General features: G+C 44.0%; 22 protein-coding genes. 6 read left to right on the forward strand and 16 right to left on the reverse strand.

Going from position 1 to position 23771, the window contains the following annotated elements; all coding sequences use genetic code 11:
- Positions 1 to 65: 65 nt before the first annotated feature.
- Entirely contained in the window at positions 66 to 242 is a 177-nt protein-coding gene (locus tag TV75_RS21880) for a hypothetical protein (protein ID WP_156142435.1), read from the reverse strand.
- Positions 243 to 312: 70 nt separating this feature from the next.
- Between TV75_RS21880 and TV75_RS13330 the strand changes: the two genes are divergently transcribed.
- Both TV75_RS13330 and TV75_RS13335 read left to right on the forward strand, forming a co-directional pair.
- Entirely contained in the window at positions 313 to 876 is a 564-nt protein-coding gene (locus TV75_RS13330; protein ID WP_044339286.1) for a sigma-70 family RNA polymerase sigma factor, read from the forward strand.
- Positions 873 to 1889, forward strand: coding sequence for a DUF4179 domain-containing protein (locus tag TV75_RS13335; protein ID WP_044339287.1), 1017 nt, complete (start codon positions 873 to 875; stop codon positions 1887 to 1889). Before TV75_RS13330 ends, TV75_RS13335 begins: the two co-directional genes overlap by 4 nt.
- Positions 1890 to 1997: 108 nt before the next feature.
- Here the strand turns inward: TV75_RS13335 and TV75_RS13340 are convergent, their stop codons facing one another.
- From TV75_RS13340 to TV75_RS13355, 5 genes are all read right to left on the reverse strand, one after another.
- Positions 1998 to 2846 carry an alpha/beta fold hydrolase gene (locus TV75_RS13340; protein WP_044339288.1) on the reverse strand — a complete coding sequence of 283 codons (849 nt, stop codon included), beginning with the start codon at positions 2844 to 2846 and terminating at the stop codon, positions 1998 to 2000.
- A gap of 83 nt (positions 2847 to 2929) precedes the next feature.
- Positions 2930 to 3955 carry a DUF4362 domain-containing protein gene (locus tag TV75_RS21195; protein ID WP_052504561.1) on the reverse strand — a complete coding sequence of 342 codons (1026 nt, stop codon included), beginning with the start codon at positions 3953 to 3955 and terminating at the stop codon, positions 2930 to 2932.
- Between the two features lie 403 nt (positions 3956 to 4358).
- Positions 4359 to 5318: an LLM class oxidoreductase gene (locus TV75_RS13350; RefSeq protein ID WP_044339289.1), complete on the reverse strand. Its 960-nt coding sequence runs from the start codon at positions 5316 to 5318 to the stop codon at positions 4359 to 4361.
- A complete protein-coding gene (locus TV75_RS22140) occupies positions 5287 to 5454 on the reverse strand; it encodes a hypothetical protein (protein WP_172655766.1) in 168 nt (55 codons plus the stop codon). The genes TV75_RS13350 and TV75_RS22140 overlap by 32 nt, the downstream gene beginning before the upstream one ends.
- 1 nt (position 5455) lies before the next feature.
- Complete coding sequence (locus TV75_RS13355; RefSeq protein ID WP_044339290.1) at positions 5456 to 6661, reverse strand: MFS transporter; 1206 nt, start codon at positions 6659 to 6661, stop codon at positions 5456 to 5458.
- A 378-nt stretch (positions 6662 to 7039) separates the two neighbouring features.
- On the opposite strand from TV75_RS13355, the gene TV75_RS13360 reads away from it, so the two are divergent.
- Entirely contained in the window at positions 7040 to 8005 is a 966-nt protein-coding gene (locus TV75_RS13360) for a quinone oxidoreductase family protein (RefSeq protein ID WP_156142451.1), read from the forward strand.
- Between the two features lie 132 nt (positions 8006 to 8137).
- Here the strand turns inward: TV75_RS13360 and TV75_RS13365 are convergent, their stop codons facing one another.
- From TV75_RS13365 to TV75_RS13385, 5 genes are all read right to left on the reverse strand, one after another.
- Positions 8138 to 8902 (reverse strand): SDR family NAD(P)-dependent oxidoreductase, encoded by a 765-nt coding sequence (locus TV75_RS13365; RefSeq protein WP_044339292.1) that lies wholly within the window; start codon positions 8900 to 8902, stop codon positions 8138 to 8140.
- A gap of 1 nt (position 8903) precedes the next feature.
- Positions 8904 to 9842, reverse strand: coding sequence for a 3-hydroxyacyl-CoA dehydrogenase family protein (locus TV75_RS13370; RefSeq protein WP_044339293.1), 939 nt, complete (start codon positions 9840 to 9842; stop codon positions 8904 to 8906).
- Positions 9843 to 9918: 76 nt separating this feature from the next.
- Positions 9919 to 11235 (reverse strand): GntP family permease, encoded by a 1317-nt coding sequence (locus TV75_RS13375; protein WP_044339294.1) that lies wholly within the window; start codon positions 11233 to 11235, stop codon positions 9919 to 9921.
- A 30-nt stretch (positions 11236 to 11265) separates the two neighbouring features.
- Positions 11266 to 12543, reverse strand: a complete 1278-nt coding sequence (hisD, locus tag TV75_RS13380) for a histidinol dehydrogenase (protein ID WP_044339295.1) — start codon at positions 12541 to 12543, stop codon at positions 11266 to 11268.
- Positions 12544 to 12696: 153 nt separating this feature from the next.
- Complete coding sequence (locus TV75_RS13385; RefSeq protein ID WP_052504562.1) at positions 12697 to 13683, reverse strand: LacI family DNA-binding transcriptional regulator; 987 nt, start codon at positions 13681 to 13683, stop codon at positions 12697 to 12699.
- Between the two features lie 228 nt (positions 13684 to 13911).
- On the opposite strand from TV75_RS13385, the gene TV75_RS13390 reads away from it, so the two are divergent.
- The 3 genes from TV75_RS13390 to TV75_RS13400 are packed head-to-tail and all read left to right on the forward strand — an operon-like array spanning position 13912 to position 16325.
- On the forward strand, positions 13912 to 14655 hold the full coding sequence (locus TV75_RS13390; protein ID WP_044339297.1) for an IclR family transcriptional regulator: 744 nt from the start codon (positions 13912 to 13914) through the stop codon (positions 14653 to 14655).
- Between the two features lie 13 nt (positions 14656 to 14668).
- A complete protein-coding gene (locus TV75_RS13395) occupies positions 14669 to 15856 on the forward strand; it encodes an MFS transporter (RefSeq protein ID WP_044339298.1) in 1188 nt (395 codons plus the stop codon).
- 13 nt (positions 15857 to 15869) lie between these two features.
- Entirely contained in the window at positions 15870 to 16325 is a 456-nt protein-coding gene (locus TV75_RS13400) for a heme-binding protein (RefSeq protein ID WP_044339299.1), read from the forward strand.
- A gap of 45 nt (positions 16326 to 16370) precedes the next feature.
- On the opposite strand, the gene TV75_RS13405 is transcribed toward TV75_RS13400, so the two are convergent.
- The 5 genes from TV75_RS13405 to TV75_RS13425 all read right to left on the reverse strand — a co-directional run bounded on the left by TV75_RS13405 (position 16371) and on the right by TV75_RS13425 (position 23667).
- On the reverse strand, positions 16371 to 16826 hold the full coding sequence (locus tag TV75_RS13405) for a GNAT family N-acetyltransferase (protein WP_044339300.1): 456 nt from the start codon (positions 16824 to 16826) through the stop codon (positions 16371 to 16373).
- 392 nt (positions 16827 to 17218) lie between these two features.
- A complete protein-coding gene (locus TV75_RS13410) occupies positions 17219 to 21316 on the reverse strand; it encodes a phosphodiester glycosidase family protein (protein WP_253275539.1) in 4098 nt (1365 codons plus the stop codon).
- Between the two features lie 292 nt (positions 21317 to 21608).
- Positions 21609 to 22277: an HAD family hydrolase gene (locus tag TV75_RS13415; protein WP_044339302.1), complete on the reverse strand. Its 669-nt coding sequence runs from the start codon at positions 22275 to 22277 to the stop codon at positions 21609 to 21611.
- A 49-nt stretch (positions 22278 to 22326) separates the two neighbouring features.
- Positions 22327 to 22851, reverse strand: a complete 525-nt coding sequence (locus tag TV75_RS13420; RefSeq protein ID WP_044339303.1) for a hypothetical protein — start codon at positions 22849 to 22851, stop codon at positions 22327 to 22329.
- Positions 22852 to 22905: 54 nt separating this feature from the next.
- On the reverse strand, positions 22906 to 23667 hold the full coding sequence (locus TV75_RS13425) for a hypothetical protein (RefSeq protein WP_044339304.1): 762 nt from the start codon (positions 23665 to 23667) through the stop codon (positions 22906 to 22908).
- Between the last annotated feature and the right edge of the window lie 104 nt (positions 23668 to 23771).

Here is a 23771-nt window from a genome sequence, read left to right on the forward strand (position 1 = left end):
TTAGGGGGCATTTTATCCCCATCTTGTCGTGATCGCGTCATTTCTCACTATAATTGCGTCTAGATTCAATTTATTGCGTCATTATTTTTAATAATTGCGTCAAAAGAGGCCTTGATTGCGCCATTTTCATTAATAATCGCGTTAATTCCCATAATTATACAAACCCGCCACAAATTCATCTCGCTCACCAACTTTAATTGTATACTGGTACTATCCATCACAAAAAAAATCCCCTCTTTCATGAGAATAACTCCTCCATCCATTCGTTGTACATAATGAATAGGCCTTTCAACCATATAAGGAGCGAAGTAAATGAAAAGTTCACCGACCAATTTCATCATCAGGTTAAAAAAGAAAAAAGAGGACGCATTAGAGTACATTATCGATGACTACATGCCACTCGTGAAAACCATTGCCAAAAAGATTTTGCACAACAGCAACAGACTTGATGTGGATGAATGCATCAATGACGTATTCCTCACAGTCTGGCAGAATGCCCCTCAATTTAAAGGCGGGAAAGAAGATTTCAAAAAATGGATTGGGATGATCGCTAAATACAAGGCTATCGACCGTTACCGCCAGGCTGAAAAACGGAATGCCCGTGAACAGCAGGACGAATCCCTCCTTGCAAAATCAAGCACTCCTGGTACCGATATATCCATATTACGCGTGGAAGAAAAAAACGAATTATTAGCGGCAATCAGCCAGCTAGAGGAGCTGGACCGGGACATCTTCATGATGAAGTACTTTCTGGAGTTAACCAATATGGAAATTGCAGATCAATTAAACCTTTCGAAAGCGGCGGTGGATAACCGTTTATACCGCGGAAAGAAAAAATTAGCGACTAATGTGAAATTAAAGGAGCGACTCGTATGAGCATGAAGGACTGGATGGAATTAGATATCGATTCTCTTGAGTTCGAAGAAGTGACAGAGTTGGAAAAAAAGCGTGTCAAACAGTATGTACTGCAGAAACGCAAAAAAAAGCACGTATGGAGGAATATCGCGGTGGCATCCGTTATGCTGATCGGAATTTCCACTGCTGCAGGCTATGCATACCCTTCGTTCGCAACACAGATCCCTTTTATGGACAATGTCATTCAGTATTTCAGTAATGAGACCTACAAAGAGTTTGGTGAGTTCTCCACTGATATCGGTCTGGTTGAGACGAGTAACGGGGTGACCGTCATGATCGATAATGCCGTGTATGACGGAACGAATATAACGGTCTCCTATGCGATTGAAACGGATAAAGACTTTGGGGAAGACATTCACAGCGGAGGGCATTGGTTCGACATCGCAGGTTCGAACGGAAGCGGCGGAAGCAGTGAAATCACGAAGATCAGCGATAACCGATATGTTGGTTTGTCGACGATTACCCCGAGTTTCAAAGGCGGCGGGTATCCTGATAAGGTGGAAATCACATGGGAACCAAAGACACTATACAGTACTTCTAATGATGTAAAGGTCGATGGAGATTGGTCCTTCGCCTTTTCGTTGAAAAGACTGGAGGGAAATGTCAGGCTTGTAAACGAAACTGTTAAGACGAACGATATTACCTTTACGTTAAAATCCGTCGAGCTTACTGATGTTTCTACGGTGATCGCCTATGACCAGGAAGTATCAGACACACTTCTCGAAGAGTGGCAGGAAGTATCCCCAGTATTCAAAGTGACGGACGACCTGGGCCATGTCTACCTGGATGGAACGGGGGGCGGAGGCTTTTCATCGGATAATGGAAAAACACTGGAAGGCACGACAGCATTCGGTACCATTCAAGAAGGTGCAACTAAACTCATCATCAAACCCGTGGAAATTGCCAGTCTAGGGTCCGGGAAAGGCCATACTAAAATGGAACTCCAACCTATTATCATTGATTTAGAAAAATAAATTCCCCTTCCCCTATTGAAGTTGAACGACTTTAATAGGGGATATTCTTGCTCAGGGTTAATTTCTCTTATTCTCTTTTCATGGATGGATATTATATATCTATCTCCTCTATTTCATATTCCTCAAAAACAACTCGTACTCCTCCGTAAACCGCTCTGCCTCTTCAAGGAACGGGTAGTGGTTACTCTTCTCAAAGATGATCAGTCTGGAATCCGGTATACCTTCAGCCATTTCAATCGAGTACTTTAATGGACATTGGACATCATGCCTCCCACACATGACTAACGCGGGGACTGAAATAAACTCCAATTTTCTTGTGATATCATACACTTGTAGTTCACGTATAAAAAAGTTCATGCGTGCAGCAGACATCCCTTTATGTATATCAAGGTTAAAAAGCTCATGATATTTCTCGGGTTTATGTAATGACAATTTTGTTCTTTCAACTGAAAGCTCTTTCCGCTTTTCAAGGGATAAATCCGGTTGCTTCAACGCTTCAATCAGCTCCTGCATCCTGTCAAAATCAGGGTGCGCTTTGTTGTAGATGCAGTCTTCCGAAAAGGTCATATACTCTCTCGCAGCCGCCCCGACAATCACATTGAAGTCCAGACTTTTTGAGAAGTGAATTCCGTAGAGGACCCCCAACATCCCTCCAGTAGAATGACCGGCAAATCCCCATTGACGAAATCCTAACCCTTCCCGTACCGCCTCCAGATCAAAGATGGTTTCCAGCATACTCAGCTGATACGATTCATTCGCTTTGTCAGAGCCCCCTGCTTCCCGCAAGTTGACTAGAAAGACCTGGTTGGTTCCTGTGAACGCCTCCGCGAAATAGTCGCCAGTATGATTGAACTCGGAATAATGGTGTGTGACACATAGGGGATCTCCCTGTCCTTTGATAAAAACTTCAAATACTCCACGAATTGTATGCAGTAATTTCCTTTCCCATTTCTTCATCCCTACACCCCTCTTTATATACTTTTAAAAAGGTCTCCCACAATCCGGGACAAGCCCTGCCTGTCAACCATATGGGACTTTTCCTATTCATTTATCTTTTTAATATCACTAGCGCTCACTCTTCCAAGAGAGCCTTCTTCTAACACTTCGTCCACTTCAACGACAATTTTATCTCCCTCAGAAAAATCTGGGGCATTTTCAGTTTCTACATATAAGAAGGTCATAACAAAATTCGCTAATTCTTCCCGTTTTACATTCTTCAACGACTCGTAGTCGGTGGCAGTCAAATCCTCTCCAATCAATAACTGATTCTCTTCAACTTCCATGACATAACCATAAATGACATTTTCATTGTTTTTTGAAGGATGTTTGGATGCATGGATGATGTACTCTGCAATAACAGTGAACGGCTTGGAACTTTCATGAGAACCGCAAGCATTCCAGTTAAGGGTTTGATTGCCTCCATTGATCTTCACTTGCATGAAGTAATTGTCCGCCTGTTTTCCTTTAGGGCATTCATCACTCGTAGGCTTAGCGTTTAAATAATTCGCCAACACCAACTGCTTATATACCTCTTGCTTATCCTCATCCTTCAGTTTGATTGTTTGTTTTTCTCCTTCTTTACCGTACCTTAAGTCCACTTCAAAAACATCCTGGCGTTGTACATCATACGAAGCAGTGAGAATATCCCACACTTTCCCCTGTACTCCATCACAATCTGTAAGATAATAAGATAGATTAGTAGGATTCTCTTCCCGGTTCATTTTTCGGCATTGAAAGGTATCCACTCCGCCATTTCCATATTGATCTCTCGTAAAGTCATTTTTCACCTCAATATGGTTCCCGTCGTAAGATAAATCCGTTACAATGGGATCCCCTTCTATCGTATAGTGGATGACTCTTAAATCTCCTTTTTCACCCTTTTCTACCTGCTGAAAATAGTTTTCCATATTATCCAGCCCTGTGATTCCACCGTGCATATCCACCACATCAGCATTCAGTTCAGAATCCGCTCCATCAGTAGGCTGTGCAGCCTGATCTGATACCCCGCATCCGGTGAGAATGATGAGAATAACGGCAAGTATCCACACCCATTTTTGAGTTACCATCAAAATCCTCCCCCTTTAGACCATAAACAATTAAATCGTAAGTTTCCCCCATCACAGTAACCCCCTTTTTTATCCAAATATATTATAGCATTAAAAAAGGAATATTTCGTATTTTTAAAACGTCCCTTGAATTCGACTCTTCTTTACTTTCTATACGTCTCATATCATTGATATTTCTTTTAAAAGTACCCACACATTCTCTTCCGAATAGAAGAGACGTTCCTGGGATATCAATGGATGATCCGTGTTAATAATATCTGTTCCGCTATTTTCTTTTTTCATCTTGAGTCACTATTTATGAGCCCGGTTCAAAATTTACAAGCCACTGTCGGATAACCTTCAATCTCCCCTCTACAAAAAAAAGCACTCAGGCAAATTCAAATGCCCAAGTGCTTTAAGTTTTTTATTCCTGAACCGCCGGAAAATAAGGAACCACTTCTTCCCCCAGCTCCTGGATCACTTCATCAGCCGGTCTCTGACTGTCAAACAAGGCAAAGAAGAGATGATTCACTCCGGCCTGTTTGTAGATATTCAATAATTCAATCAGATAGTTCCGGCCGATTCGGAATCCAAGTCTGATCGGACTTGGGATTTCATTCGGATCCTCTGCAAGATCCAGATGCATCGGCTGGCTGAACGGCTTGAAGACTCCGGGATGGTACTCTTCTACCAGGCTTCTCCAGCGCTGTATCGTCACTTCCTGATCGTGGGGACTGCGTGGATAGTACATCCAGCCATCTCCATGTTCGGCAAACCATTTCATGTCCTGTTGGGCATACCCTGTGATGAAGGTCGGTATGCGCGTTGTCGGTTTTGGTACAAGGTTAGCACCACGGATGTTTCCTCTGGACGACTCTATATGAGGGAACTCCTTGTACAGAGCTTCCTGCAGATAATGATAAGCTTCCACGAACGACTCTCCCCGCTCCGGGTGGGAAGCTCCGAGTGCGGAAAAGTCTGCCCGGCGATCGCCGGATGATACTCCAAGAAGCACCCTGCCCGGGAACAGCTGATCAATCGTGGCGATCTCCTTTGCCAGCCGAAGCGGATGACGAAGCGGCAGTACCGCAGCAGCCGTTCCAAGGGCAATATCCTTGGTCTGTCCGGCAAGGTAGGTCAAGTAAATCATCATATCATAGATCTGGCCGACGGCAGGATCTCCGAAGTTCGGATCCTCGAGGAGAACATCTCTTAACCACAGGCTCGTGAAACCAAGTTTCTCTGACAATTGGGCAAGTTCCACCTGCTTCTCCATCGTCGGGGTGTCGAACTGATAATTTTCAAGGGGGATGTGAAGGCCCAGCGTCAATTCTCCCTCTTTGTACATGCGGTTATAAGCTTTGTGATGTGCAAATGGATTCATCTTTCCCTCTCCCTTTCTTCATCTGACGGGAGGCGGCGAAAAGTGCCGCCCCAGTCATGATGGTTATGACAATTCCCTTTTCAATTGCAAAGCGTTTCTGCCGTTGAGCCACTCGTTCCTTCCATATTTCAACCATTCTAGGCTGACTTTCTTTCGATGCCTCGTAGCCAAGCCGTTAACAGAACCGCTCCTGCCACCATGATGGCACCGATCCAAGGTGTATGGATCAAACCGATTCCATCCACAATCATTCCTCCGACAAAGGAACCGATGGCAATCCCGACATTAAATGCCGCGATATTCAAGGCTGATGCCACATTGACCGCTGAAGGAACATATTTTTCAGCCAGGTTCACAACAAGGACCTGCAGCCCTGGCACGTTCATGAAAGCGAATAATCCCATTAGGAAGATTGCGATCAGACCTGCCACTTTAAATGGTGCTGCGAAGGTAAGAGCTACCAGAATGATGGCTTGCAAAACAAACATCCAGAATAACGCTTTTAACGGATTGTTATTTGATGCTTTCCCACCGACGACATTTCCGATGGCAACGGCAATTCCGTATACGAGAAGGATGATACTTACCCATTTCGCACTGAATCCTGTTACGTCTTCTAATAATGGTGTTAAATACGTGAACGCGACGAACGTTCCGCCATACCCAAGGGCTGTAATGGCAAAGGCTAATACTAATTTGCCGTTTGTTAGAATCTTCAATTGTTCACTGAACTTGGCAGGTGGTGCTTCTTTCAAGTTTTTCGGTACAAGGATGGAGCTGGCAATGATTCCTACAATACCAAGAAGAGCAACTCCCCAGAATGTGGCTCTCCATCCGAATGCCTGTCCGATGAATGTTCCAAGTGGTACTCCTGTAACTGTCGCAACTGTCAATCCAGTGAACATAAAGGCAATCGCACTGGCCCGCTTATGTGCAGGCACTAGATCGGCCGCAATCGTTGATCCGATCGAGAAGAATATCCCGTGTGAAAATGCTGTGATAAAACGTGCAACTAACAATAGTCCAAAGCTTGTGGACATCGCCGCAACCGAGTTTCCTACAATGAATACGAGCATCAAGGACATAAGCAGAGATTTTCTGCTCATCTTACTGGTCAATGCCGTCAACACCGGTGCTCCGATGGCCACTCCAATGGCGTAACCTGAAATCAATAATCCTGCGAGTGTGATCGATATCGATAAATCATCGGCAATCGATGATAATAATCCAACGGGAACAAACTCTGTCGTCCCTATTCCAAAGGCACTGATGGCAAGGGCAAGTAACGCCGGCGTGCCGCCTTTCGTTTTTGACTGATTTATAGTAGCTGAAGTTGTACTCATAACGAAACTTCCTCCTTAATTGGTTGTATCATGTTAATGAATGAAGAAACGAAGGCGCCTTTCGTTTCCCTGTACACATCATGATAATGGGTACAATGATTATTGAGAAGTACGCACTTTAAAGTCATGTAGGTACTTTTTTGTAACCTAGGGACCTCCAAGTGCCTATATACTTTTCAAACCCCTTCCGCTGAATCCGGCAGGTACTGTTTGAAAAGCTAAACTGAATTATGAGGGATGGCTAACTTTTTGGGAAGAACGCACTTTGAAGTGGCATAGGCACCAGGAAGTACCTATGAACGGTAAGCTCTTTCCTAGTCAAACGGCTGGGAAGTGGGTACACTAAAAAAGGAATGATGTTATAGAGGAGAGTAGATGATGAAAGCACTTGTGTTTGAAAAGTTCGGGGGCCCCGATGTCCTGCATTACCAAGAAATCGATGCGCCGGAACTCGGACCGGATGACGTTTTAGTTGAAATGAAGGCAATCGGCCTGAATTTTGCCGATGTATATAGAAGAAAAGGAAATTATCACTTAGCGGGAAACCCTCCTTACATATGCGGATATGAAGGGGCAGGTATCGTCAAAAGAGTAGGAACCAATGTGAAAGGCATAGACGTTGGCGACCGCATCGCTTTTGCCGATGTACCGTATGCAAACGCTGAACTTGTGGCCGTGCCTAAAGAGAAAGCTATACCACTACCAGACGATATTTCGTTTGAGACAGCTGCCTCCCTTCTATTACAAGGCTTGACTGCCCATTACTTAACGAAAGACAGCTATTGCATTAAAAACGGGGATACTGTTTTAGTCCATGCTGCAGCAGGCGGAGTCGGTCAGCTGCTTGTTCAACTCATCAAGATACTGGGAGGCACCGTCATTGGGTTAACGTCTTCCGAAGAAAAGAGGCAGGCGGCGTTTTCGGTTGGAGCCGACCATATGTTTTTATATAGTGAAGACTGGAAGCAGAATGTGCAGGATGTGACGGATGGTAAAGGCGTAGACGTCGTATACGAATCAGTCGGTTCGACGTTAATGGACAGTTTCGAATCAACTCGCATCGGAGGGACGGTCGTATTCTTTGGTATGGCGGGAGGCGACCCTGTTTCGGTTGATCCCCGGATGCTGATGGATACATCCAAAACCCTGACTGGCGGAGACCTGTGGAATGTCTTGACGACTCACGAAGAACGGGTGACCCGTTCACATGAGTTGTTTGGATGGATTCAGGAAGGAAAATTGAAAATTTCTGAACCCACAGTCTTCTCTTTAAGCGAAGGTGCAAAGGCTCATGCATATTTGGAGAGTCGAAAGAGTACTGGCAAAATTTTATTGATTCCTTAGATCAAGGGCATCAGATACTATTTTATCATACTAATTATCTTTAATATATCTAAATGAAAAAAGTAGCTTAATCCCTTATTACTAAAGGAATTAAGCTACTTTTAACGTTATGAAGCAGTGTTGGAACTGAATTCAAATCGCAGTCCAGCCACCATCTACCTTAATCGTCTCACCTGTAACAAAGTTAGAGAGCTCCGATGCTAAATATAGGACGGCTCCAGAAATATCGGTTGGTTTTGGAAGTTTCCCTAAAAGGATCCGACTTTCCACGTCTTTTTTGAAGTCTATGTCTTCAAACATGCTGGAGGTAAAATCTGTTTCTACAAACGTAGGGGCTACTGCATTTACATTAATCCCATACTTTGCCCATTCTACAGCCAAGGCCTTCGTTAATTGAACCAATCCCCCTTTACTGGCACAATAGGCCGCTCTATCCAGATAGCCGACAAACGCCATCTGAGAGGCAATGTTAATGATCCTTCCCTTTTTCCCATGTTCAATCAGCTGTTTGCCGACTGCCTGGCTTAAGAAAAAAGCTGACTTTAAATTTGTATCGAGCGTTCGGTCCCAATCCTCTTCTGTTACGTCAATGGCAGGCTTTGGTATGTTGGTACCGGCATTGTTCACTAATATATCCACTGTGCCAAACTTACGCACAACTCCATTAACAATCTCCCGTACTCTCTTACTATCATTCACGTCAGCGGAAATTGCTTCATTGTTTCCTCCAAACTCCTTAAGTTCCTCAAGTACCATTTCTAAAGCTTGTTTCCCCCGTCCAATAATGATGACGTTAGCCCCAAGTTTCGCGAAGGAAAGCGCGATATCTTTACCGATCCCTTTGCTTCCACCCGTCACCATAACGGTCTTATGTTTCATTTCAGAAAAGTATGTCATATTATTTTCTCCTTTCCCGGTCAAGTTTCATGAAGTGAATCAATGTCTGTTCCCGTTCTTTATTCAATCTTCGGGACGTTTCTTCATCCCAGGCATAGAATCCTTCTCCACTCTTATCTCCCAATTTCCCTTCCTGAACCAGACTCTCCAGTACCCTCCCAGATTTATGTTTCGTGCTCAAATCTTCAAATAAATAATTGGAGATGGATGAAAAAACATCAAGTCCCCCCATATCGGCCGTCATTAACGGTCCGGTAATCGGAAGCCGCCTCCCAATACTATAAGTGACGGAAGCATCGATATCCTCCTTGGTCGCCACACCTTCATCCAGTAAGGACTGCGCTTCACGAAACAAAGCATACTGAAGACGATTCCCTATAAATCCCGGGATTTCTTTTTGAAGCAGAATGGGTTGTTTCTTCATCCTTTTCAAAAGAGTCATCGAGCGTTCGATCGTTTCCAGACTTGTTTTTTGTCCCTTCACCACTTCAACCAGCGGAATCAAATGCGCGGGATTCCAGAAGTGGGTGACAATAAAACGTTCGGGATGAAGGGCTTTTTCAGCTAATAATGTCGGGGTAAAACCAGAGGTATTACTGGCAATGACCACATCATCCCCAATTACCTGCTCAAGCTCTGCATATAATGTTTGCTTCATTCCAATCACTTCCGGAATCGCCTCTATGATAAAAGTCGAGGACTCTGTAGCCTCATGCAAAGAGGTCATGAGTTCAATCCGTGAACGAATTTCCCCAGCTTCTTTCTTATCAATCAATCCATTTTCCCTCATCACCTGTATTTTATTTCCCAACTCTCTATCAGCTCGTTCTAACTCTCCCTCATCGGTACCCGTTTCATTCACTTCCATCCCTGCCCATGCAGCCGATAAAGCGATAGAGTGCCCCATAGTACCACAGCCGATAATAGATAATTTCTCCATTTTACTCACCTCTAATAGAATAGTATAAAAAACACCCAACAAACGAAACGCATGTTGGGTGGTGACAAGCATACATCTATAAGCCTATTGAAAATAGAATAACAGCTAAGATCGTTCCAATCGTAGGTACGATCACGGTTAATGCCCCGAACATTGGATAGGCATCTTTATGAGTTTCACCGGCAATGGAACGGATGGTCGTAACAACGTATCCACCGGATGGAAGTGAATCCAGCGATCCTGAAGCAATCGAAACAACCCTGTGTAATGCTTCGGGATCAACCCCTAAGTCCAGGTAATGGGGTGCCAATAACGGTAATGCAATGGCCTGTCCGCCAGAAGCTGAACCAGTTAACCCTGCAATTACCGCAACAGCCAACACCCCACCAATCAATGGGCTGCCGGGAATATCCGTCATAAAGGAAACCGCTTCTTGAAAAGCTGGTGTAGCTTTTACTACACCCCCAAAACCGACAACGGCTGAAGTATTTGCAATGGCTATAATAGCTCCAATTGTCCCTTCCGAAATCGCTTTTCCAACATTTGAAAAATATTTGCGGTTAATCAAGTAAGTAGCGATGATACCCCCTGTTAAGGCAATGATCAATGCTGACTGTTTCAAAGAGTCATGGAAAATAAACGATACACCTAAAACCACTAGTAAGGGAATCATGCTTACCAATGGATTTGGCAAGTGTGAACGGACTTCGAAATGGTCTGAGTCCCTTTGAATAAATTCTTCCCCATTATTGACTGCATTTTGGATGGCTTTCTTTAACCACCAATAACCGAAGACCATCATAAATATTGCCACAATCAAGCTGACTTCCCAGCCTGCATAGGCATTAGTACCCAAGAACTCGATCGGTATCCAGTTCTGAATTTCCGGTGAGCCTGCAGATGTCATTGTGAACGTGGTCGATCCAAATGCAAGTGCTGCCGGAATGAAGCGTCTGGGGAGATTCGCTTCTTTAAATAAGCTGACTGCCATCGGATAAACGGAAAAAGCTACGACAAACAAACTTACTCCCCCATACGTCAATACCGCACAAGCGATCACAATGGCTAATGCAGCACGTTTCATCCCGATCTTACCGACAATCCATTTGGAAATACTCTCGGCTGCCCCACTGTCTTCCATCACCTTACCGAAAATGGCACCCGTCAAGAACATTAAATACCATGAAGCAATAAAGCCAGAAAATCCAGACATGTAGTTTGTTAAAAAGTTCGCAGCACCCTCATCCGCAAGCTGCGGAAATAGCGGCAAGCCATTTAATAAGGTGACAAACAATGCAGATATCGGTGCTACGATCAGTAAATTCATACCCCTCATAGTCAGATAGATTAATAGACCCAATCCACCTAACAGACCAATAAACCCTAAGACCATGGCATCAGGTCCCCCCTCGTATTTGAATGACTATTTGTTTCCGTAACGACGGACACGCAGCAATGCTTGTTCGGCATGTCCCGCAAAGTTTTCCAACTGACATAAGCGAGCTGCATATTCCCCAATATGAGCAGTCGCTTCAGGAGTGACCTTTTGATAGGTAACGGTTTTAATGAACTTCCCTACCCATAGACCGCCTGTATAACGTGCTGCACCCTTCGTCGGGAGAGTGTGATTCGTTCCAATCACTTTATCGCCATATGCCACATTTGTTTCCGGTCCTAAGAAGAGACACCCATAATTCGTCATATTCTCTAAAAAGTAATCAGGATTTTCCGTCAGGATTTCCACATGTTCAAATGCCAATTTATCTGCTTCCACCACTGCCTCCTCAAGGCTGTCAACTACGATTATCCTTCCGTAGTCCTCCCAGGAAACCCTGGCTACGTCAGCAGTCGGCAGTACTTTGAGTTGCCTTTCTATCTCCTCAATCGTTTCATGGGCAAGTTTTTCAGAAGTAGAAATCAGTGCACCAGGTGATGTAGGACCGTGCTCACCTTGACCCAGAAGATCTGTTGCTATCATTTCTGCATCTGCCGTTTCGTCTGCCACTACCAATGTTTCGGTTGGACCTGCAAATAGATCAATACCTACGCGTCCAAATAATTGGCGTTTTGCTTCAGCAACAAAGGCGTTTCCTGGTCCAACGATCATATCAACCGGTTGAATGGTCTCAGTACCGATTGCCATGGCTGCCATTGCTTGGATACCTCCGAGTAAGTAGATTTCATCTGCCCCCGCTAAATACATTGCAGCTACTGTAGCATTCGGCACTTCCCCATTTATTGGAGGCGTACAGGCAATAACCCGTTTCACACCAGCGACCTTAGCGGTTAAGACACTCATATGAGCAGATGCCACCATCGGATAGCGTCCACCCGGGATATAACATCCTACACTGCTGACCGGGATATTCTTATGACCTAACGTGACACCTGGAATATTTTCTACTTCCACATCATGAAGTGAACTTAATTGCACCTCAGCAAACTCCTTTATATTCTTTTGAGCAAATTTTATATCTTCAATTGTATGTTCAGGAACCTTGGCAACAATCTCCTTAATCTGCTCCTCCGTTAAACGGAATGACTCTGGAGACCACTTGTCAAACTTCTCAGAATACTCACGCACTGCATCGTCACCGCGGACTTCGATATCTTTAATGGCGTCACCTACAATTTTTGACACTTCTGAATCGTTCTTTGAAACTTCCTCTTTTGATTTACCCTCTTTAATGACCAATACCATGATAAAATCCTCCTTTATAATGTGTATACGCTTTCAAAATACTCTGCATACGTATGCAAATTCATTCAAAAACAAAACGCATCCAAAAATGAATACGTATGCAAAAAATAATAAGTAAAGAATATTCTAAAAAAAAGCTCTTGTCAAGACCCCTCATGTTGTTTTTCTTTCAATTAATTTCCCTTCAATCTCGATGTTACCGCTACGGCCGGTATATTCATTGATTTCAGAAATAACATAATTCACCGTCTCTTGGACCATTTGAGAGACAGGCTGCTCCCAAGTCGTTAGATTGTAGATTGGCCATGCTGCCATGTTTATATTATCAAAGCCTACAACCTTGGTTACGGTCGGGACTGCAATTCCATTCTCCCTTAGCGCATCTAACACACCTAAGGCCATAATATCGTTTGCGACAAAAAAAGCAGACGGGATGGATCCGTTTCCAATCATCTCTTTTGCCGTTTCATAGCCACCTTCATAGGAATAGTCAGACTCAAACCTTCTAAAACGTATGTGATGTTTTTCCAACACTTCTGTAAATCCTTTTTCCCTTTCTATACTTGTTGAAGTATTTCGTGATCCAGAGATATATGCCATGTCCCTACATTCCTTCTGAATCAAGTATTCGGCAATTCGGCGGCTCGCATCCAAATTATTTGTACTAATTGAAAAGAACTTCTGTTGATCCGCTTTACGGTTAAACAATACAAGGGGAATGTGATTCTTTTTAAAATCCTCTGTCACTTTAAGGGAAAGAGTCGCATCCGTAATAATGACACCTGCCACGTTATAATGCAACAGCATATCCACATCTTCTTTTTGGATTTCATCGTTATTGGTATGAACGAATAAAATGCTGTAGCCTAATCCTTTAAAGTGAGTAGTGAACTCCTTTAAGACCTGTGGATAGAATGGGTTATTGACCCCCTTCATGACCAAGCCGATAATTCTGGTTTTATTCGTAATCAAACTCCGTGCAAACTCATTGGGAATATACCCTAACTCCTCGGCTGCCGCCAACACTTTCTTACGCGTTTTCTCCGAAACAGAAGCCCCTCCGAAAAAGACCCTCGAGACGGATGATTGTGATACACCTGCAAGTTTGGCAACATCTTTTGCATTGATCCCATTACTCATAATTTATTCCTAACCTCTCTCAGACTTATATAAATTAATTATACACTATACTAAAAATTATTAAATTGAAACCAGACCGAACTTGGTCTACTATGTGAAAATCACTTCAATGAACTAATTGATTAATACTTTTAGATACAATTGTTTCAAATATAGAAACTCCCCTTCATAATTTGAAGCAAACGTCCCACACTATTACTATATACATTGTGCAAAGGAGACCTGCATATGAGCCAATACGAAGTTTCAACCTTAAAGAAGGGATTACAGATTATCGATGTTCTGATGACGAAGGGAGAAATGACCCTTACAGACGTCATGGAGCATTTTGAGTGGAATAAAACAACGACATTCCGTCTGCTGTACACGCTGGAGAAGATGGATTATATCCAAAAGGGGATTCATGGTTACTCGCTTACCGAGAAATCGTCCAAACCAAAACAAGCACATGATCCGGTCGTCGACTGGGTATCGGTGCCGGCCATGTATGAACTGAGTAAGAAGCTCGGGGAAACGATGTATATCGGGATCATAGACGGGACGGATGTGGTGACAACGCAGATTGTGGACGGGACTCACTCGATGAGGATCCATTCTACAATAGGAGACCGGGATCCAGCCCACGGAAGCGCCCTAGGGAAAGCGATTCTTGCCTTTATGGAGCCCGATACCCAGGAGTCATTCTTAAGATATCTTCAATATGCCAAGACAACGATCCATACCTTCGATGACCGGCAGCTGTTCCTGTATCACTTGAAAGCCATCAAGGAACAGGGCTATGCCGTCGATGATGAAGAAACGGAAATCGGCGTACGGTGCATTGCAGCGCCCATCTATGTAAATGGACGTGTCATGGCAAGCGTAGCCATCTCGGGACCTGTCTCCCGGTTGTCCAAGAAATTGGACAAAACCATCAGCAGGGATTTGAAGGAATGCAGCAGAAGGATCACGGAACAGCTGGAAAAGAATTAAGGAGGTTATCATCATGAAATCAATCACACCCAAAAGCATGATTGCCCTAATAGCATTGGCAATCAGTGCATTTGCCATCGGTACGACTGAATTTGTCATTGTCGGGTTGCTTCAGACGGTGGCTTCGGATCTTTCCATATCGGTCACTAAAGCTGGAACCCTCGTCTCTGGTTATGCGGCTGCCATTGCCATCGGGACACCGATTGTCACGGCATTGACCAACAGGCTGCCGAAGAAGGGTTTGCTTCTGAGCCTGTTAGTCATCTTTATTGCAGGAAACGCATTATCGGCTTTTGCCGATACGTACAGCCTGCTGCTCCTTTCACGCATCATTACGGCGGTTGCACACGGGGTCTTCTTTGCCATCGCGGCCACCGTCGCAGCGGAAATCGTCCCGAAAGACAAGCAGGCCCAGGCGATTTCGTTCATGTTCACGGGCTTGACCGTTGCGACGATCCTGGGTGTTCCATTCGGCACATTGATCGGTCAGAACCTTGGCTGGCGAGCGACATTCCTTGCCGTAGCCGTCTTAGGGATCATTGCGTTAATCGCAAATGGGCTGTCCATCGACAAGCCGGAAAGAAAAGAAGAAAAACTGACCGTACGAGATATCGGCAGACTGATCGGCAATCCGAGAATCATTCTGGCTCTTCTCATGACATCCTTTGGGTTTGGCGGAACGTTCGCCTTGTTCACCTATTTAGCACCGATTTTGGAAAAGGTGAGCAGCATTTCCCCTGACCACATCTTTTGGATGCTGCTTCTTTACGGGGCAGCCACGGCAGTGGGTAATATCATCGGTGGAAAAATCACGAACCAGCATCCTGTCAAGGCACTCAGGTGGGTGTTTCTGTTTCAACTCATCGCTTTACAATTGCAGATCGTCCTGCTTCCAAATACGATGTTGAGCTATCTTTCCGTTGTACTGCTCGGACTGTTCGCCTTCATGATGTCACCGGGCGTCCAATCCTATATCGTCTCACTGGCTGAAAAGCTTGTCCCGAGTGCAAAAGATCTCGCCTCGGCACTGAATATTTCAGGATTCAATATCGGGATTGCGGGAGGATCTGCCTTAGGGGGATTCGCCATCGACTACCTGGATTACCTGGATACGGCCTGGATCGGCGGTCTCATGGTCGTCGTAGCCCTGATACTATCCGTCATCAATTACCGCCTGGATGTAAAACAAAAACTATTTTAAAGGAGAATGCATAATGAACACACGACAATTACTTCAAGTAGAGGATTCTTTGACGTTTACTTCTTTTTCAAATGAAGATGCCCTTCAGCTCGGTATTGAGCTTGTCAACCTGGCTAAAGAAAATGGGGTCAACATCGCCGTACACTTAGAGCGGAACCGTGTCCCATTATTCACCCATCTAATGGACGGGACTTCAGAAGAAAATGTGTACTGGCTTCATAGGAAAAAGAGAGTAGTAGATCACTATAATCACAGTACTCAATTCATCGCTGCACGCTTTGAGGAAAGCGGGCTTCAACACGACGAGCACTCATTACTGTCCCCTTCGGAATATCAAGCGATCGGTGGCTCCCTCCCCATTCGCCTTGAAGGTGCAGGTGTCATTGGAAGCGTGACGGTAGCCGGATTAACTCCGGAGCTAGATCACGATTATGCAGTGAAGGGTGTAGAACGTTTTTTGGCTAAATGAGCTAACAGAGCCCCGCTTCCTATATAGGAAGCGGGGCTCTTGGTATCACGACAAATCCTGCGACAACCGGATCATATCCCTGCACTGAATCCCATTCTCAAAAATGGGTTCAGGATAGTGCCGGACAAAGAAGTCCACATCCACCCCGACAACCCTGAATCCACACTTTTGATAGAGGGCCAACTGGCCAACGCTTGAGTTCCCTGTCCCAACATCGATGGTTTTGTAGCCTTTCTCTTGGGCAATCTTTACAGCATCCATCACCAGCTGTTTTCCAATCCCTCTGCCATTCATCTCTTCCGCAACCGCCACATTCACTAGTTCAATGGTTTCGGGCCTTGTTGGAAGTAATACGTATACTCCAACAATCTTTTGTTCAAGCTCTGCTACAAAGCATTCCCCCCTTGAAACGTATTCCTTTACAATCTCCTCTGAAGGATCTGCCAAGAGGAGCAATTCCATTGGAAGTTCTTCATCTGTCTTCCGTTTTCTGATCATCATTTCCTGCCTCCACTGAAAGATTAAATGGGTGTTCGTGATCATTTCCAACCTAAGCATACCTTATTCTTTTGGGGGACGTAATGGCGTTTCTACATAGTAAGAGAAAAAAATATTCATCTAGGCATATCCCCTTTACTCAAGTGAATTCAATAGTATACTAAGCATATATTCTTCATCTTGAAGATAGTGGTTTAAGCAGGACCCCTGAAGTAATTTGAAAAATTCCTTATTTGTAGCGGCTTACCAGTCTGACTGGTAAGCTATTTTTTTGGATGTATATACTCTTTAATGGTACCCGCCATTCATTGTTCCATGTACATCAAAATGCAACACAAAGGCGTCAAGCACCCTGTTTTAGGATGCTTGACGCCTCGTCTCCTGCTTTCTAACGATTAGTACTCCTCATTCACAACCGAAAATTCATCAATCACATCACCATCGGATGTACGGGTAGTAAACGTGATCGTATCCTTATCCACCTTCGCACTCATATACACGGCGATGTTTTCCATATTGACGTATTCGAATTTCTCATCTGCCACTGCATCATAGTGTTTTTTACCAGTGGTGCCGGCTACTATGTAAACCGTTCCATTTTCATCCTCTTTGCCTTCTTTCAGCTTCTTCGTCCTGCCATAAGCATGATCGTGACCGGAGAAGACAATGTCGATTCCAAGTTCATCGGCAACCGGAGGCAGCTTCTCCTTCATGATTTCATTGCCTCCAAACGGATTCGTATAGTATGGAGGCTTATGAGTCACAAGAATTTTCCAAGGTTTATCCGAGCTCTCCATATCTTGTTTCAGCCATTCCAATTGTTGATCAAGCACTTTGCTGTCACTTGTAAAGCCCAGCACACTGATATGCATGTTGTGATAATCAACGGAATACGTACCGCCTTTGTCTGCATCCGGACCATTTTCAGGTGAGCCAAGAATCGCTTTTGCTATACTGGCATCAGTGTCTCCCATGTATTCATGGTTCCCCAGAGCCGCAACAAGATTGGTCGTGCGGATCTGATCATACTGACTCATTACTCCCAAAACATCATCCCATTGATTGAATTTAGATGATTCATCGATGAGGTCTCCGACATGAATCATAAATGCAGGCTCCTGATCATTTAGATCAGAAAGGATCTGATCGAACAGGCTCAAGTCAGATGGTGATTGCGTGTCACCCAATACCGCAAACTCGAATTGATCGCTTCTCTTCAAAGTAGTGAATTCCTTCATTTCACTCCAAGTCTCGCCATTTCCAATTCGGTATACATACGTCGTGTCCTGCTTTAGCTTCTCCACTGTAACCTGATTGACTCGAACGATACCATTTTTGGTAATATCCAACTCTCCAGTGAAGACCTCATTACTCCATGATCCCTTTGCGATTAGAAGGCTCTTATCGCCTTTCTTGTCATAATCCTTCTTTCTTGCATATTGAATGATAGGCGTTTTATCTTTTCCTAGTGGACTGGACATCCAGGTAAACGTTTTAGACTTATAAGGATCATTCGTGGTTGGAGAAATAACATTCTTCATTTCTTCTGCTTCCACTAAAGCTGGATACGTTTGTGTGTCAACCTTGAAGGAATATCTCCCGTCTTTCACCGAGTATAGTGTGATTTTCTTGATGTCATCTGTAATGGAATTCACAACGAGTGAACCCTCACCATCTGTTTTCCCAAGTGAAAAAGGCTCCTCGTTTCCATCTATGGACGCGAAAACCTCCGCACCACTGACAGGCTGACCTTCTTGATCCATCACCTTAAGTGCTGCAGGCTTCCCTATTAAAATGGGATCTGCTTCGACGTTTAGCACTGCCTCTACTTCAACACTCAAAGGTTTCATGGAATAGGTTGAGATGAATGTTTCTTCTTGAGGTTGAGCATACGTTACTTCTCCCTTGATCATCTCAACATTCAGTTTGCTTCCCTCATCTGTCGATTCAGGAATCCTTAATAGAATGTTCGCAGCTTCTGCTGTTGGACCTTCTTCACCACTATTCACTAGATGTAAAGCAAGGATTCCCGTTTCACTGTCATAATTTGATGTACTTCCGGTAAAGCCGGGAGAGAATGTAACATCCTCAAATTGAAACGTTTTACCCACTTGTAGTTTCATAGTAGATTCAGAGATTTCAGCTGGATTGGACACTTTAACAGGGAGTTCAAATTGATCCCCTAAGAATGCCTTCTCCTGTTTTGGGATGATTTCGATCTTTGCAGATCCTGTATTCACTGTAAAATAGCCTGTTTTAACGGCCTGGTTCCCAAATTTATCAGGGACCATCAAGGTGAATTCATGTGTACCATCCGCCCACTGTAATCCGCTCAGGGAAACTGAGCCATCCATATCATAAGAGAAATGTCCCGCACGCTTGGAATACTCCTCTCCATCCACGAACCATTTGATCTTTTCCCAATCAATTCCTGTCTTGAATGGATCGTCTTCGTACTCATGCACGTCTGCTTTCAGATTCACTGAGCTGGTTGTATATTCTTTCTCTTCTGCATTAACGGATTCAATGACAGGTGGATATAAGTCATCCACTTTTTCTCCGTAAACCGCACGGATATTATCAATATAAAGAGATCCTTTTGTCATGGGGCCTGTGATGCCCGATTTCGTCGACATCATCCTGAAAGCCTGTGTCCCGGATACTTTAAATGGTCCTGTAAAAGTGGAGGGAATATCGGCTTCGATGTATTTCCAGCCGATCCAGTCAACCCCCGGCTTCTCACCGGTCAGATTGATCGATTGATTCTTATTGTTCCCATCCACAATCAACATTCTTAGCCAGTACCCTTGTGCTTCAGGTGTTCCATATACCCACATTCCGATGCTCTGTGGATCCCCTTCAATCTCCGTATTCACTCCCGGCCCTGCATATACTCCAAGGGTCGTTCCAGTTTGTGCATTTGTGAAATCAAAATCAAGCTTTAATGACTGATCCCCAAATCGAACCGGATCCGGATAGTTTGACAGACTCAGAGTCCCTACTTCTCCGCGATTCGCTGTAGCTGTCTTCCAAGTGCCTAAGTCGTCTTCGAAGTCAAATAACACTTTTGGAAGCGTGCCGACAGAAATTTTTAACTGTGCTGTAAGATCCGTATTTTTAAGCTTTGCCTTGATTATGCCGTTCACACTTTGGTCATTTGTATGAAGGACACCTTCGTCATCAATCGTGCCAAGTCCTTCGGGAATTTCAAACTCTACGTCATCGAGCTTCCAATCGACAACCCGCTTTTCAAACGTTGTGATAAGTCCCAATGGAATCTCACTGTTTCTGGCAACAGTCAGCTCCGGTGAAGAAAAGGCAATCTTGTCAGGTGTAGCGACCTCAATGATACTTTTGCCGACTTCTTCACCTTGATGGTTCAACACCACGTGAAATAGACCTGTTTTACCATTGGATTGAAACACTCCATTTTCATTAATCGTACCGAATGACGAATCGGATAATTCCCATGTCAGTCCAGAGTCTGGAAGAGGTGCCGAAGCCATGGCCTTATCCCTGCCTTTTGCACTGAAGGTAATAGTAGACCCCGGTGTGAAGGACTGATCATAAGGATAGACATATGCAGAGTGAAAGGCATGATCTGAAGGCTCTTTTGATACAACAAGCCATGAGTTGGCCACGCTTCTCTCTCCACGGTCGGAAGGCATATTATCGACCTCGAGAACATCCCCTCCAAGTGTGCGGGTTGTATACGTAGAGGATCCGCCACCATCCAGATTGAGTGCCGTCACAGCCCCTAAATCGATCATCAACTGAGCTAAATCAGGCATGGAGATTCCGCTTGAATAAGGCTCCTGCCTGCCGTCTATCACTGCAAAAAACACATCTCCATCAGCTTTTATCCCGACAGCCGTTCGAGGCTCTTTATCCGCTCCGGTTTGGGGAGTTTGATAGATTTGGCTGTTCTTTACGAGAATCGCATTCCCGCCAAGGGCTTCTTGCAATTCATCCTTGACTCCATCATACTCGGCCGTACTTCCGATCACTGCTTCCCCGGACTTTTTCATTCCAAAGAAACCCCACCCTTGCCGAAGTTGATCTTTGATCCCGATTCCATCCTTGAACACAATCCCTGTCGGTTCTCCTGTCGCCATATTATAAAAGTCTGCGTTCACAGCAGCCACCACTTTATGGTTTTCTCCATCTGCGGCACTTGCCTGCTGCCTGACAGGTTGAAGTCCGAACTCCTCCCCGTCATTCGGTGTTCCCGCTTCAATAGACACGCTGGGGTTCTGAACATCCACATCCACTACAAAACTCTCAATCTTCTTCCCATCACTGCCTTCAAAGCTGTAATGCTTCTCCATCACACCTGGTGCAAGGTCTGCACGGTATTCATTGATCGGTGTCTGAACCACTGGAGACTCCAAATCAAAATCACCCAGTGCTTCTGCAAAGTTTGGTGAAAACATGGTACCCGCGACTGCAATGGACAGTACAACAGGTAGTACCCTCTTTAAGCATTTCCTCATCATTAAGCCCCCCATAATCGTTTTCCACATTTCGATAAAATTCATCGATAACTGACATGCCTATCATAATGGGAAAATATTAATGGAATGTATATTTTTTGTTAATTTAGAAGAATGAAACAAAAAGGGGCAATAGGGCCTATTATTTTCTATCTTCAGCTCTTTACACATGCCAAAAACAGGTATCGTTTCTGAAGATGTGTATACCTTCACTTAATTTAGATAATCAACAAAGATTCAATATAATTGAAATAATGAGCATCATAAAAAAGCTGTAGATCAGCTACCTGATCTACAGCTTCACCCGACATCCCACTAAGACATCTTTTATTTCGTCGACATTACTGACCATATAAGTAGGTTTAGACTGACTTATTTCTTCAAATGAACCATATCCATACGTCACCCCGATAGAGTCAATGCCGGTATGATGTGCCCCAATCATATCGTGCTTCCGGTCTCCTATCATAATAAAGTTGCCAGCTTCATATTCATGATAAACATCTAGGATGTATTGAATGATTTCAGCTTTTGACGTTCTTGTTCCATCGAGGTTGCTTCCTGCAATAAGGTCAAAAAATTGGTCAATAGTAAAATACTTTAGGATCTGTTCAGCAAACACAGTAGGCTTTGATGTTGCAACCACCAACGTAAATCCATTTTCTTTTAACGTTTTCAATAGTGATGGAATATTTGGATAGAGCTTGTTTTCAAACATTCCCTTCTCCTTGAACCGCTCTCTGTAAAAATCAATGGCTCTTTGTGTTTTAAGCTCGTCAAAATCGTAATGTTCAGCAAATGACACTTGTAGTGGCGGCCCAATAAAACATTCGAGCTCATGAATCTCAGGAACCTCTACGCCTAAATTCTCCATTGCGTATTGAACCGATTTAGTAATCCCTTCTTTTGGGTCAGAAAGTGTTCCATCTAAATCGAATAGAATGATTTTGTATTTGCTCATATAAACTCCTTTCATGTTAAGCAGGGGTCTGACGCAGATATTTAATCTCTCACTTTCTTTTGATATTTGCCGCCGATACCAAATCATTCAAATATTCCATCTTGCTCAAATCCTTATGATTATTCTGATCTGCCCGATAGCTGTCCTTAGAGGACGCCTCATAAACGTGCAAATATTGTTGAGGATTCAGCAAATAGTAGCGCACATCTCCATTTTGATGCATTTTCAGGTCTTCTATTTTTATACCTGCGAATGCCGGTAACGTGTCAATGATGCCAAACTCAACTGACAACCCATCTTTCGAGAATTCATGTTCATGCAAATCTATGAGGGTATAGCCCATTGAATTCATGATCTCTACAATCTCATTCCAGTTATGTATGGATGTTTCAGCCGGCACTTCCCATCCCCTCTTATCACCGGGCACATGTATGTCGAGGTCCTGTGCGTCCCAACTTCTGTCGGTGACCACTTCCAATCCGACCGAGCCCATCAGCAGTGGAGTAATGCCAATACCATTTAACTTCCGTGCAACTTCAATAAACACATTAAACTTATGATGATTCGCTTTCATTGAAAAACTCCTCCCTGAGAATACTCATCCGCAACCTAGTATCGACCTTCTGCATCATCCATGAATGCTTCTGTAATACTCTAATATGTCAATTAGAATCGCTTTGTTGTATCCCGTTTTCCCATGGATTCTTTCAGCCCATTCTTCCACCGTCTCAAGCTTTGAATCCTTCATAAGACCTTCTGTCGTACTCAGAAAACTCTCCCAGTTATAAAATTCCCAATGAGCAATTTCAGATTTGTACGGGATCCTGCACTCCAGTAATGGATGGTTCTTTATCAAATGTTGAGAATGCTCCGCTGCCTTAAGAAAAGTATCCATTTCTATTCGTTCCGTCTGAAAAACCTGTTTCGATACTTTTCCATTCGGTCGATGATAGTGGATTTCGGTACCTGATGGATGAGACTGAACCTGGATCCTTGCAGCAGGAAAGAAACCATCTACTTTTTCGTTGGTATAATCGGGACTCTTCGTATCTATTAATATCGGATTCAACCACTGATCGCCCAAGTCACATAGAAACCGTTCCCCTTTTTCATTCAATGCGATGACAGCTGCATGAGCCTCTTCCGAATTCAGATGATGACCGACGGGATACGCCTCGACACCATCCCTTTTAAACTCATCCAGTAACCAGAGTGCAAGATCGAAACAATTCCCGGACATGCCTAATTGTTCCCGATGCTCCCGCATAAGAGAGACATCCCGCTGTTTTTTCACACTTCCCTGATGATAAAACCAAACCTTCGTTAACGTTTCCATGGGAAAATCATTAAATTTACTCCATGTCTTTAAAATGCTGTCTGAAGCCTTCATTCTTGCACCTCGGATTCTCTATTCGATTGATTTATGTATGACGTGATATAGCTTTTGTATTCAATATCCATGGTTAATAAAAGCCGTGTACACGAATTAATCCA

The sequence above is a fragment of the Rossellomorea aquimaris genome (assembly GCF_000935355.1).
In the GTDB taxonomy this organism is placed as follows: domain Bacteria; phylum Bacillota; class Bacilli; order Bacillales; family Bacillaceae_B; genus Rossellomorea; species Rossellomorea aquimaris_B.

What these genes read in the sequence shown, in the direction of transcription:
- TV75_RS13365 (WP_044339292.1), bottom strand. Translation starts at nt 8,902, where the DNA reads ATGACATACTTTTCTGAAATGAAACATAAGACCGTTATGGTGACGGGT.
- TV75_RS13375 (WP_044339294.1), bottom strand. Translation starts at nt 11,235, where the DNA reads ATGGTCTTAGGGTTTATTGGTCTGTTAGGTGGATTGGGTCTATTAATC.
- TV75_RS13335 (WP_044339287.1), top strand. Translation starts at nt 873, where the DNA reads ATGAGCATGAAGGACTGGATGGAATTAGATATCGATTCTCTTGAGTTC.
- TV75_RS13405 (WP_044339300.1), bottom strand. Translation starts at nt 16,826, where the DNA reads ATGATGATCAGAAAACGGAAGACAGATGAAGAACTTCCAATGGAATTG.
- TV75_RS13385 (WP_052504562.1), bottom strand. Translation starts at nt 13,683, where the DNA reads ATGAGTAATGGGATCAATGCAAAAGATGTTGCCAAACTTGCAGGTGTA.
- TV75_RS22140 (WP_172655766.1), bottom strand. Translation starts at nt 5,454, where the DNA reads ATGGTTGAAATATGGAAGGAACGAGTGGCTCAACGGCAGAAACGCTTT.
- TV75_RS13340 (WP_044339288.1), bottom strand. Translation starts at nt 2,846, where the DNA reads ATGAAGAAATGGGAAAGGAAATTACTGCATACAATTCGTGGAGTATTT.
- TV75_RS13415 (WP_044339302.1), bottom strand. Translation starts at nt 22,277, where the DNA reads ATGAGCAAATACAAAATCATTCTATTCGATTTAGATGGAACACTTTCT.
- TV75_RS13410 (WP_253275539.1), bottom strand. Translation starts at nt 21,316, where the DNA reads ATGAGGAAATGCTTAAAGAGGGTACTACCTGTTGTACTGTCCATTGCA.
- TV75_RS21880 (WP_156142435.1), bottom strand. Translation starts at nt 242, where the DNA reads ATGAAAGAGGGGATTTTTTTTGTGATGGATAGTACCAGTATACAATTA.
- TV75_RS13400 (WP_044339299.1), top strand. Translation starts at nt 15,870, where the DNA reads ATGAACACACGACAATTACTTCAAGTAGAGGATTCTTTGACGTTTACT.
- TV75_RS13390 (WP_044339297.1), top strand. Translation starts at nt 13,912, where the DNA reads ATGAGCCAATACGAAGTTTCAACCTTAAAGAAGGGATTACAGATTATC.
- TV75_RS13425 (WP_044339304.1), bottom strand. Translation starts at nt 23,667, where the DNA reads ATGAAGGCTTCAGACAGCATTTTAAAGACATGGAGTAAATTTAATGAT.
- TV75_RS21195 (WP_052504561.1), bottom strand. Translation starts at nt 3,955, where the DNA reads ATGGTAACTCAAAAATGGGTGTGGATACTTGCCGTTATTCTCATCATT.
- TV75_RS13355 (WP_044339290.1), bottom strand. Translation starts at nt 6,661, where the DNA reads ATGAGTACAACTTCAGCTACTATAAATCAGTCAAAAACGAAAGGCGGC.
- TV75_RS13360 (WP_156142451.1), top strand. Translation starts at nt 7,040, where the DNA reads ATGAAAGCACTTGTGTTTGAAAAGTTCGGGGGCCCCGATGTCCTGCAT.
- hisD (WP_044339295.1), bottom strand. Translation starts at nt 12,543, where the DNA reads ATGGTATTGGTCATTAAAGAGGGTAAATCAAAAGAGGAAGTTTCAAAG.
- TV75_RS13370 (WP_044339293.1), bottom strand. Translation starts at nt 9,842, where the DNA reads ATGGAGAAATTATCTATTATCGGCTGTGGTACTATGGGGCACTCTATC.
- TV75_RS13350 (WP_044339289.1), bottom strand. Translation starts at nt 5,318, where the DNA reads ATGAATCCATTTGCACATCACAAAGCTTATAACCGCATGTACAAAGAG.
- TV75_RS13395 (WP_044339298.1), top strand. Translation starts at nt 14,669, where the DNA reads ATGAAATCAATCACACCCAAAAGCATGATTGCCCTAATAGCATTGGCA.
- TV75_RS13420 (WP_044339303.1), bottom strand. Translation starts at nt 22,851, where the DNA reads ATGAAAGCGAATCATCATAAGTTTAATGTGTTTATTGAAGTTGCACGG.
- TV75_RS13330 (WP_044339286.1), top strand. Translation starts at nt 313, where the DNA reads ATGAAAAGTTCACCGACCAATTTCATCATCAGGTTAAAAAAGAAAAAA.